The sequence below is a fragment of the Pseudomonas marincola genome, from assembly GCF_900116605.1.
Classification (GTDB): domain Bacteria; phylum Pseudomonadota; class Gammaproteobacteria; order Pseudomonadales; family Pseudomonadaceae; genus Aquipseudomonas; species Aquipseudomonas marincola.
In genome coordinates, this window is record NZ_FPBC01000003.1 from 277089 (window position 1) to 287663 (window position 10575).

A 10575-nucleotide genomic window follows, 5' to 3' on the forward strand; every position below is an offset into this window, starting at 1 on the left:
CATCAATTCTTGGGTGTACCGGGGGTAGGACCGGCGCTGTGTAGTTTTACTACATATTTGCGCGAATTTCAGCCCTTTGCTTACAAACTTTAGTAGCAAAACTACAATTTAATTACTGCGTTCTGAGTGTAAGTCCCTGTTTGCAAGGGGTTCAGTGATAAATACTGGCGCTCACAACTCGACAAAAAGGATAGACCATGAGCTTGCCCGTGCTGGTCTCTTTACCGGTTTCTTTGCAATCGGTTGCCCTTGCGGCCGAACAATCCATGCGTACAGCCGTGGCCGAGTTGGGTGATAGCGCCCTGGCGCAATTTGCTGCCTGGCCCGCTGAGCGCCTGGAAGCGCTACGCCGCGTGATGGCGGCCAGTGATTTTGTTTTGCAACAAAGCCTGCGTGATCCACAGATGCTCCTGCAACTGGCCGATGACGGTGAACTTGAACGGCGCAAGGCTGGTGGTGAAATGCGCCAGCAGTTGCAGGACTGGCTGGCCGATTGCGCCAGTGAAGACGATTTGGGCAGCCGCTTGCGGCGCTTCCGTGCCCGCCAGCAGGTGCGGATTATCTGGCGCGACATCAGCCGCCAGGCCGACCTCAAGGAAACCTGCGCCGATCTTTCAGATATGGCGGACGCCTGTATTGATCTGGCCTATCAGTGGCTCTATGTCGGGCATTGCGAGCAATTCGGCACGCCAATCGGGCGGCGTACCGGACAAGCGCAGCACATGGTCATTCTCGGCATGGGCAAGCTGGGCGCGCACGAACTGAATTTGTCTTCCGATATCGATCTGATCTTCGGTTATCCCGAGGGCGGTGAAACGGAAGGCGTGAAGCGCTCGCTGGATAATCAGGAATTCTTTATCCGTCTCGGCCAGCGACTGATCAAGGCGCTGGATGCGATTACGGTTGATGGCTTCGTGTTCCGTACTGACATGCGCTTGCGCCCATACGGCTCGTCGGGCGCGCTGGTGCTGAGCTTCAATGCGCTGGAACAGTATTATCAGGATCAGGGGCGTGACTGGGAGCGTTACGCCATGATCAAGGCGCGCGTGGTGGGCGGTGATCTGGCCGCTGGCGCGCAACTGCTGGAAATGTTGCGGCCTTTCGTCTATCGCCGCTATCTGGATTTCTCGGCGATTGAAGCGCTGCGCAGCATGAAGCAGCTGATTCAGCAGGAAGTGCGACGCAAGGGCATGGCGGCCAATATCAAACTCGGCTCTGGCGGCATTCGTGAGGTCGAGTTTATCGCTCAGGCCTTCCAGCTGATTCACGGTGGCCGCGATTTGAGCTTGCAGCAGCGACCGCTGCTCAAGGTGCTGGCGACGCTGGAAGGGCAGGGTTACTTGCCGGCAGCGGTCACCGATGAGCTGCGTCAGGGCTATGAGTTCTTGCGCTACACCGAACACGCCTTGCAGGCCATTGATGACCGGCAAACGCAGATGCTGCCGGATAATGACCGCGATCGTGCGCGGGTTGCATTAATAGTCGGCTTTGATAGCTGGCAGGCATTTCATGATTGCCTGATGCACTGGCGTGGGCGGATCGACTGGCATTTTCGTCAGGTTATTGCCGACCCCGATGAAGACGAAAGTATCGATGCCGATGAAGTTGTTGGCGGTGACTGGATACCGCTCTGGGAAGATGCACAGGATGAGGAGTCCGCTTGCCGACAGCTGACTGAGGCCGGCTTTGCTGATGCGCAGTCGGCGTGGCAGCGTTTGATTGGTCTGCGCAGCAGTAATCAGGTGCGCGCCATGCAGCGTCTGGGGCGTGAGCGGCTCGATGCATTCATCCCGCGCCTGCTGGCCCAGACTGCAGAGCATGACAATCCTGATTTAGTGCTTGAGCGGGTCATGCCTTTAATCGAGGCCGTCGCCCGGCGTTCGGCGTATCTGGTGCTGCTCACCGAAAACCCCGGTGCCTTGCAGCGCCTGCTAACGCTTTGTGCGGGCAGCCCGTGGATTGCCGAACAGATCACCCGGTTCCCGTTGCTGCTCGATGAGTTGCTTAACGAAGGGCGCTTGTTCAGCCCGCCGCAGGCACCTGAATTGGTTGCCGAGTTGCGCGAACGGCTGATGCGAATTCCCGAAGATGATCTTGAGCAGCAGATGGAGGCGTTGCGCCACTTCAAGTTGGCGCACCGGCTGCGTGTAGCCGCTTCGGAGATTGCCGGAACGCTGCCACTGATGAAGGTCAGTGATTATCTGACCTGGCTGGCCGAAGCCATTCTTGAGGAGGTGCTGGCACTGGCCTGGCGCCATACCCAGCAAAAATACGGCACGCCTAAACGTATCGACGGCACGTATTGTGATCCCGGCTTCATTATCGTCGGCTACGGCAAGGTTGGCGGTATCGAGCTTGGCCACGGCTCGGATCTGGATCTGGTGTTTATCCATGATGGCGACCCACAAGCTGAAACCGATGGACCCAAGTCGATCGACAGCGCGCAGTTTTTCACCCGCCTCGGCCAGCGGATTATTCACTTGCTGACCACGCAAACCAACTCTGGCCAACTCTATGAAGTTGATATGCGCCTGCGACCTTCCGGAGCCTCTGGCCTGCTGGTCAGCTCGCTTGGGGCCTTTCAGCGGTATCAGGAAAACGAGGCCTGGACCTGGGAACATCAGGCGCTGGTGCGTGCCCGGGTACTGGTGGGCTGTGAAGATGTGGCGGCGAAATTCGAGACCGTGCGCGGCGCCGTTTTGGGCCGTAAACGCGACTTGACGCAATTGCGCACCGAGGTCAGTGAGATGCGCGCGAAGATGCGCGACAATCTGGGGACCCGCGCCACCCAGGCCGGTATGGCTGATAATGCCTTTGACGCCGCGCAAGCCTTCGACCTCAAGCAGGATGCGGGAGGTATCGTCGATATTGAATTTATGGTGCAATACGCGGCCTTGGCGTGGTCGCACGAGCACCCGTCATTGCTCGAGTTCACTGACAATATCCGCATATTGGAGGGGCTTGAGCAAATAGGCGTGCTGGCAAGTGAAGATGTCGGCCTGTTGCAAGAGGCCTACAAAACCTATCGCTCAGCGGCTCACCGGCAGGCGCTGCAGAAGCAGCCGGGGGTAGTCAGTGGCGATCAGTTTCATGAGCAACGGCGCAGCGTGATGCGTATCTGGCAGACGCTGGGTCTGAGCTGAGCCTGAATGAATGTTGGCCTGTCGGGTGGTTTGCGCCACCGGGCAGGTGAGTACGAACAGTCTGTACCAATCGAATTGAGGAGCTTGCAACTATGTCGATGTCCGACCGTGATGGTGTGATCTGGTATGACGGCGAACTGGTGCCGTGGCGTGACGCGAAAACCCATGTACTGACCCACACCCTGCATTACGGCATGGGCGTGTTTGAAGGTGTGCGCGCCTACGATACCCCTCAGGGCACGGCGATTTTCCGCTTGCAGGCTCACACTGATCGTCTGTTCGATTCTGCGCACATCATGAACATGAAGATGCCGTTCAGCAAAGAAGAGATCAACGAAGCTACGCGCGCGGCTGTGCGTGAAAACAACCTGAAAAGCGCCTACATCCGTCCTATGGTGTTTTACGGGTCTGAAGGCATGGGCCTGCGCGCCAGCGGCCTCAAGGTTCAAGTGATTGTTGCTGCCTGGGACTGGGGCGCCTACATGGGCGACGAAGCCCTGCAGGTCGGCATTAAAGTGCGTACTAGCTCGTTCACCCGTCACCACGTGAACATCTCGATGACGCGCGCCAAGGCCAACGGTAACTACATCAACTCGATGCTGGCCCTGCAGGAAGCGATCTCCGGTGGTGCCGACGAAGCCATGCTGCTCGACACCGAAGGCTATGTGGCCGAAGGTTCGGGCGAGAACATCTTTTTGGTCAAGGATGGCGTGGTTTACACCCCGGAAGTCACTTCGTGCCTCAACGGGATCACCCGCAATACCATCCTCACGCTGGCTGAAGAACAGGGCCTGAAGGTAATCGAGAAACGCATCACCCGTGATGAGGTGTATATCGCCGATGAAGCGTTCTTTACCGGTACAGCTGCAGAAGTAACGCCAATCCGCGAAGTGGATGGTCGTCAGATCGGTGCGGGCCGCCGTGGTCCGGTTACTGAAAAACTGCAAACCGCCTACTTTGATCTGGTGACCGGCAAAACAGCCGCGCACGCAGATTGGCGCACGCTGGTAAGCAAGTGATTAGCTGATTAACAGCTAATCAGGCGGGCGGTTTCACTCGGCCCGCCCTCGCGCGTCGCTGTTTTGGCAGCGATTCGCTGATGAATTAGAGTGATAGGGAGGCGTGAGCCTCCCTGATCGTTTCTGGAATAAGCATGAAAATACTGATCGTAGGTCCAAGCTGGGTGGGCGACATGGTGATGGCGCAGACACTTTTTCAGTGTCTCAAGCAGCGTTATCCCGAGTCCGAAATCGATGTTTTGGCGCCTGACTGGAGTCGGCCGATTCTTGAGCGCATGCCCGAAGTGCGCAAGGCGCTCAGCTTTCCGCTGGGGCATGGCGTGCTGGAGCTTAAAACCCGGCGCAAAATCGGCAAGTCACTGGCCGGTCAGTACGACCAGGCAATTTTGTTGCCCAACTCGCTGAAGTCGGCGCTGGTGCCGTTCTTTGCCGGTATTCCAGTGCGCACGGGCTGGAAGGGCGAGATGCGCTACGGCTTGCTCAACGACGTACGGATTCTCGATAAAGAACGCTACCCGTTGATGATCGAGCGCTTCATGGCGCTGGCCTATGAGCCAGGCGCTGAACTGGTGAAACCGTATCCGCAGCCATTGCTGCAAATCGATCCTGCCAGCCGCGAGAGTGCGCTTGGCAAGTTCGGCCTGATGCTCGACCGGCCGGTGCTGGCCCTGTGTCCAGGCGCCGAGTTTGGTGAAGCCAAGCGCTGGCCGAGTGAGCACTACGCCAAGGTCGCCGAGTTGAAAATCCGCGCGGGCTGGCAAGTCTGGCTGTTCGGCTCGAAGAATGATCATGCTGTTGGCGAAGAAATTCGAGCGCGGCTGATTCCGGGCCTGCGCGAAGAGGCGATGAACCTTGCCGGCGAAACCAGCCTGGCCGAGGCAATAGATTTGATGTCATGCGCCGCTGCTGTGGTGTCGAACGATTCTGGCCTGATGCATGTGGCCGCGGCATTGAACCGGCCGCTGGTGGCTGTTTATGGCTCAACTTCGCCACAGTTCACCCCGCCGTTGGCGGATCAGGTCGAGGTTGTCCGCTTGGGCATTGAATGCAGCCCATGCTTCGACCGTACCTGTCGTTTTGGTCACTACAATTGCTTGCGTGAGCTCAAGCCGCGTCCGGTGGTTGAGGCACTTGAGCGCCTGGTGGCTGATCCGGTCGAGGTTCAATAGTGCGGGTTCTGTTAATCAAAACGTCATCGCTTGGCGATGTTATCCACACCCTGCCTGCGCTCACTGACGCGGCGCGGGCTATTCCCGGTATTCAGTTTGACTGGGTGGTGGAAGAAGGCTTTGCCGAGATCCCTGCGTGGCATCCGGCTGTTGCGCAGGTGATTCCGGTGGCGATTCGCCGCTGGCGCAAGAACCTGATGCAAACCCTCAGGAACGGTGAATGGAGCCGATTCAAGGCGCGCCTGCGTGAGACGCCCTACGATCTGGTGATTGATGCGCAGGGCCTGCTGAAAAGTGCGCTGCTGACGCGCTACGTCAAAGCACCTGTGGCGGGGCTGGACCGTAACTCTGCGCGTGAGCCAATTGCCTGCCGCTTTTACGACAAGCTCTATGCGGTACCCCGTGAGCAGCATGCGCTGGAGCGTGTTCGCCAATTATTTGCCCAGGCGCTGGGTTATCAGCTGCCTGACGGGCTGGGTGATTACGGCCTTGACCGCCAGCAGATGGCCGGTGTGGTTGAGCAGCCTTATTTGCTGTTCCTGCACGGCACCACGTGGGCCAGCAAACACTGGCCAGAGGCCTACTGGCGGCAATTGGCCGAGCAAATGAGTGCCAAGGGTTTTGCCATTCGCCTGCCTTGGGGGAACGAGGTGGAAAAAGCCCGCGCCGAGCGTATCGCTGTCGGTTTGGAAAACGCGGCGGTATTGCCCAAGCTGAATCTGGCCGGTGTGGCGCAGGTTATTGCCGGCGCCAAGGCCTGTGTCGCAGTGGACACCGGGCTCGGCCATCTGGCCGCCGCGCTCGATGTGCCGAGTATTTCTTTGTACGGCCCAACGCTGCCTGGGCGCGTTGGCGCTTATGGTCGCTCGCAGGTGCATCTGTGTGCCAGCGGCCCGAATGCAGGCAAAGGTGATCGTAACCTGCCGTGTTTCGATGATCTCAAGCCGCCGCAGGTTGTCGATGCGCTGGAGCAATTACTGTCACAGCAGGAGCCGGTCTGATGCAGTTGGCGTTCATCCTCTACAAATACTTTCCGTTCGGCGGATTGCAGCGCGATTTCATGCGCATTGCCCTTGAATGCCAGCAGCGCGGGCACAATATTCGGGTGTATACGCCGATCTGGGAAGGCGAAATACCCGCCGGTTTCGAAGTGGTCGTGGTGCCTGTCAGGGCGCTGTTTAACCACAAACGCAACGAGAAGCTCACCGCCTGGGTCAAGGCCGATCTGGCCAAGCGCCCGGTTGATCGTGTAGTTGGCTTCAACAAGATGCCCGGGCTGGATGTCTATTACGCCGCCGACGGCTGCTTTGAAGACAAGGCGCAAAACTTGCGCAACTCGATTTACCGCAAGTGGGGCCGCTACAAACACTTTGCCGATTACGAGCGCGCTGTTTTTGCGCCCGAGTCGAAGACTGAGATTCTGATGATATCCGAGGTTCAGCAGCCGCTATTCGTCAAGCACTACGGGACGCCTGCTGAGCGTTTCCACCTGCTGCCGCCGGGGATTACTGCCGACAGACGTGCCCCGGCCAACGCTGATGAGATTCGTCGGCAATTCAGGCAGGAGTTCAAACTGGCAGATGATGACCTGCTGCTGGTGCAGATTGGCTCGGGCTTCAAGACCAAGGGGCTGGACCGCAGCCTCAAGGCGTTAGCTGGATTGCCGCGCGAACTGCGCAAGCGCACCCGGCTGATTGTTATTGGGCAGGATGACCCTAAACCGTTCCTGTTGCAGATCAAGGCGCTGGGTTTGTCGGATCAGGTGCAGATACTCAAGGGTCGCAGCGATATTCCGCGCTTCCTGCTGGGCGCTGACTTATTGATTCATCCGGCATACAACGAGAATACCGGCACGGTGTTGCTTGAAGCCGTGGTGGCCGGCTTGCCGGTGTTGGTTACCGATGTGTGTGGCTACGCCCATTACATCGCCGAAGCCGATGCCGGGCGCGTTGTGCCCAGCCCATTCAAGCAGGACACGCTGAATACGATGCTGGCTGAAATGCTCGCCGATGCCTCGCAGCGTGCGTTGTGGCAGCGCAATGGACTGGCTTTTGCGGACTCCGCCGACCTTTACAGCATGCCGCAATATGCTGCCGATGTGATTCTTGCGGAGCGTTCATGAAGTTAATGCTTAACGAGCCATTCAAAAGCCTGTGGGCCGGCAAAGATCCGTTTGTCGAGGTCGAGCAGTTGCAAGGCCAGGTTTACCGTGAGCTGGAAGGGCGTCGTACGCTGCGTACAGAAGTCGCGGGTCGGGGTTACTTCGTCAAGATTCACCGTGGAATCGGCTGGGGTGAAATTTTCAAGAACTTATCCACCGCCAAATTGCCGGTGCTTGGCGCTCGCCAGGAGTGGCAGGCGATTTCGCGTTTGCAGCAAGTCGGCGTGCCGACCATGACCGCCGTGGCGTTTGGCGAGCGCGGTAATAATCCGGCCGCGCAGCATTCATTCATCATCACCGAAGAACTGGCGCCGACCGAGAGCCTGGAAGATTACAGCCTCGATTGGCCGCAAAACCCGCCCGAGGTAAAACTCAAGCGCGCACTGATCGAGCGAGTGGGGCAGATGCTTGGCGAAATGCACCGCGCCGGGGTGAATCACCGCGACTGTTACATTTGCCACTTTTTGCTGCACACCGACAAGGCCGTTCGCTTTGATGATTTCAGGCTCTCGGTGATCGATTTGCACCGGGCTCAAGTACGCAGCGCCACCCCAGTGCGCTGGCGCAATAAGGATTTGGCTGGATTGTATTTTTCTGCATTGAATATCGGCCTGACCGAGCGCGACAAATTACGTTTTCTCAAAGCCTACTTTCGCAGCGCTTCTGCTGCCCCTTCGTTGCGTCAGATTCTGCGCGATGAAGCGCCGTTGCTGGCGTGGTTGCAGCGCAAGGCTGACAAACTGATGCAGCGTTACGCACGCAAATACGCGCCGGGGGCTGGCAATGAGTGAGTGGCGTCTGAGTGAAGGCGCAACACCTGCTGAAGTTCAGGCATTTGCGAGTTTGGAAGCGGTATTTGCAACTCAGGGCCGCGAAATTACCCGTGACCCGCTCTCCGAGGTGATTCTTTGCGACCTGGATGGCCAGCGTTATTACATCAAGCGTTATCTCGGCGCGGGTAAAGGCCTGCGCCGGTTTATCGGGCGTCCGCGAGTCAAGGCTGAGTGGCAAAACCTCAAGCACTTCATCAAGTGGGGGGTGCCGACTGCGCCCGTCGTCGGCTTTGGCCTGGAGCGCAAAGGCTGGGCGTTTAGCCGCGGTGCGTTGATTACCCGTGAGTTGCCAGCCACCGAGGACATGGCCCAGCTGGCGCAGCGCAATGCCCCGTGCTTGCGTGATGGTGCGTGGGTTGCAACCGTCAGCGCTCAACTGGCAGACGCTACGCGTACGCTGCATGAGCACAACTTCGCTCATAATGATTTAAAATGGCGTAATTTGCTGGTAAATGATGCGAAAGAACTGTTTCTCATCGACTGTCCTGCTGGTAGCTTTTGGTGGGGGCCTTTTCTGCGCTACCGGATCATCAAGGATCTGGCGTGCCTTGATAAGGTTGCCAAATACCACCTCACCCGTACCCAGCGCCTGCGTTTTTATTTGCAGTACTGCGGGCACGACAAGTTAGACGCACGGGACAAGAAGTACCTGTGGCGCATCATCAATTTTTTCGAGGGCCGCGAGTGATTGATCTTGGTTTGCCATGCTCGCCAACAACGCCTCAACATCTGTTCTGTGGCGGACAACAGTGTGTAGCACGGGTTAGCAACGTATGAAGCTGACTGATCTGCAGCATGCCGGCCGCACGCTTGAGTTGCCGCTGCAAGTGCAGGGCGCCACCGCGCAGCCCTTACAGCTGCTGAGCACCCTGCGCGTATTGCCCAACAAGCGTTACGTTGGCAAAGCCAGTTGGGCCGGGCGTGAAGTGCTTGCCAAGTTACTGGTCGGCTCCAGCGCCGAGCGCAACTATCAGCAAGAGCTGGCGGGTGCGCAGTTGCTCGCAGCGCAAGGCATGCAAACCCCGCAGTTGCTCGAACATGGCTTTCGTCCGGGCGAAGGCGGCTGGCTGCTGTTTGAGTTTCTCGACAATGCACAAAACCTCGGCGATGAGTGGCAGGCGCTTAGCGCGCAGCCATTGCTCAGTGACGCCCAGCAAACGCTGCTGGGCGAGGCTTTGGAGGTGATCGCACGCCTGCATCTAAAGGGCCTTTGGCAGGACGATTTGCATCTCGACAACTTGATGCGCCGCGAAGGCCAGTTGTATCTGATTGATGGCGGCGGTGTGCGCGCAGAGCAGTCGGGTCAGGCGCTTCCCCGCGACAAGGTGCTGAGCAATCTCGGGGTGTTTTTCGCCCAGTTGCCTGCGGCGATTGATGACTCGATTGAAGAGTTGCTGGTGCATTATCTGCTGGTCAATGGCGAGCATGCATTGCCGCTGGAGGCGCTACTCAAAGAGGTTGCCAGGGTTCGTCGCTGGCGTTTGCGCGACTACTTGAAGAAAATCGGTCGTGACTGCACGTTGTTTTGTGCGCGCAGTAGCGCCGCCATTTTGCAGGTGGTTCGCCGTGAAGAGGTCGAAAACCTTGCGCCAGTTCTGAGCCGCCTCGACAGCGCGATAGCAGAAGGCCAGGCACTTAAACTCGGCGGTTCCTCAACCGTTGCGCAAATTGAGCATGCCGGACGGTCGCTGGTTATAAAGCGTTACAACATCAAAGGTTTCTTTCACTGGCTCAAGCGTTTTTGGCGTCCAAGCCGCGCCTGGCATAGCTGGCAGGAGGGAAACCGCCTCGATTTCCTCGGCATCGGTACGCCGCGCCCACTGGCGATTGTCGAGCGCAGGACGCTCTGGTTGCGCCGTGGCGCTTATCTGGTTACCGAGCATTGCTCAGGTGAGGATATAATCAGCCGATTCAGCCCTTATGCCGAAGCGACTGGCTCAGCGGCCAGGCCATCTGATGCCGAGTTGGCTGCGCTGGATCAATTGTTTAGTGCAATGTTGCGCGAACGTATTAGTCACGGAGATCTCAAAGGGACTAACGTGCTTTGGCAAGATGGCCGCTGGTTGTTGATTGATCTGGACGCCATGCAGCAGCACAGCAGCGCCCACAGCTTTTCCGGCGCTTATAGCCGTGACAGGGCCAGATTTCTACGTAACTGGCCGCAGCAAAGTGAGTTGTATCAACTGCTCGACCAACGTATACCCAAGACCTCTGAGCTGCCCGAGCATTGATGCTGGCAGCGATTGCTCC

The 10575-nt window shown here is 58.0% G+C and carries 8 protein-coding genes; all 8 read left to right on the forward strand.

What is annotated here, in order from left to right; translation table 11 throughout:
• Window positions 1–197 precede the first annotated feature (197 nt).
• The 8 genes from glnE to BM395_RS07585 all read left to right on the forward strand — a co-directional run bounded on the left by glnE (window position 198) and on the right by BM395_RS07585 (window position 10556).
• Complete coding sequence (gene glnE, locus BM395_RS07550; RefSeq protein ID WP_090510256.1) at window positions 198–3143, forward strand: bifunctional [glutamate--ammonia ligase]-adenylyl-L-tyrosine phosphorylase/[glutamate--ammonia-ligase] adenylyltransferase; 2946 nt, start codon at window positions 198–200, stop codon at window positions 3141–3143.
• Between the two features lie 92 nt (window positions 3144–3235).
• Window positions 3236–4162 carry a branched-chain-amino-acid transaminase gene (ilvE, locus tag BM395_RS07555; protein ID WP_069898329.1) on the forward strand — a complete coding sequence of 309 codons (927 nt, stop codon included), beginning with the start codon at window positions 3236–3238 and terminating at the stop codon, window positions 4160–4162.
• Window positions 4163–4296: 134 nt separating this feature from the next.
• The gene (gene waaF, locus BM395_RS07560; protein WP_069898328.1) at window positions 4297–5331 is read left to right on the forward strand and encodes a lipopolysaccharide heptosyltransferase II; all 1035 of its coding nucleotides are present in this window, start codon (window positions 4297–4299) and stop codon (window positions 5329–5331) included.
• Complete coding sequence (gene waaC / locus BM395_RS07565) at window positions 5331–6332, forward strand: lipopolysaccharide heptosyltransferase I (RefSeq protein ID WP_090510258.1); 1002 nt, start codon at window positions 5331–5333, stop codon at window positions 6330–6332. The genes waaF and waaC overlap by 1 nt, the downstream gene beginning before the upstream one ends.
• Entirely contained in the window at window positions 6332–7453 is a 1122-nt protein-coding gene (locus BM395_RS07570) for a glycosyltransferase family 4 protein (protein WP_090510261.1), read from the forward strand. Before waaC ends, BM395_RS07570 begins: the two co-directional genes overlap by 1 nt.
• Window positions 7450–8283, forward strand: a complete 834-nt coding sequence (gene rfaP, locus BM395_RS07575) for a lipopolysaccharide core heptose(I) kinase RfaP (protein WP_090510263.1) — start codon at window positions 7450–7452, stop codon at window positions 8281–8283. Before BM395_RS07570 ends, rfaP begins: the two co-directional genes overlap by 4 nt.
• The gene (locus tag BM395_RS07580; protein ID WP_090510265.1) at window positions 8276–9013 is read left to right on the forward strand and encodes a lipopolysaccharide kinase InaA family protein; all 738 of its coding nucleotides are present in this window, start codon (window positions 8276–8278) and stop codon (window positions 9011–9013) included. The genes rfaP and BM395_RS07580 overlap by 8 nt, the downstream gene beginning before the upstream one ends.
• Before the next feature lie 85 nt (window positions 9014–9098).
• Window positions 9099–10556: a lipopolysaccharide kinase InaA family protein gene (locus tag BM395_RS07585; RefSeq protein WP_090510267.1), complete on the forward strand. Its 1458-nt coding sequence runs from the start codon at window positions 9099–9101 to the stop codon at window positions 10554–10556.
• Window positions 10557–10575: the final 19 nt, after the last annotated feature.

Excerpts from the sequence above, each read along its gene's own strand:
- glnE (WP_090510256.1), top strand. The coding sequence starts at position 198 with ATGAGCTTGCCCGTGCTGGTCTCTTTACCGGTTTCTTTGCAATCGGTT.
- ilvE (WP_069898329.1), top strand. The coding sequence starts at position 3,236 with ATGTCGATGTCCGACCGTGATGGTGTGATCTGGTATGACGGCGAACTG.
- waaF (WP_069898328.1), top strand. The coding sequence starts at position 4,297 with ATGAAAATACTGATCGTAGGTCCAAGCTGGGTGGGCGACATGGTGATG.
- BM395_RS07570 (WP_090510261.1), top strand. The coding sequence starts at position 6,332 with ATGCAGTTGGCGTTCATCCTCTACAAATACTTTCCGTTCGGCGGATTG.
- rfaP (WP_090510263.1), top strand. The coding sequence starts at position 7,450 with ATGAAGTTAATGCTTAACGAGCCATTCAAAAGCCTGTGGGCCGGCAAA.
- BM395_RS07580 (WP_090510265.1), top strand. The coding sequence starts at position 8,276 with ATGAGTGAGTGGCGTCTGAGTGAAGGCGCAACACCTGCTGAAGTTCAG.
- BM395_RS07585 (WP_090510267.1), top strand. The coding sequence starts at position 9,099 with ATGAAGCTGACTGATCTGCAGCATGCCGGCCGCACGCTTGAGTTGCCG.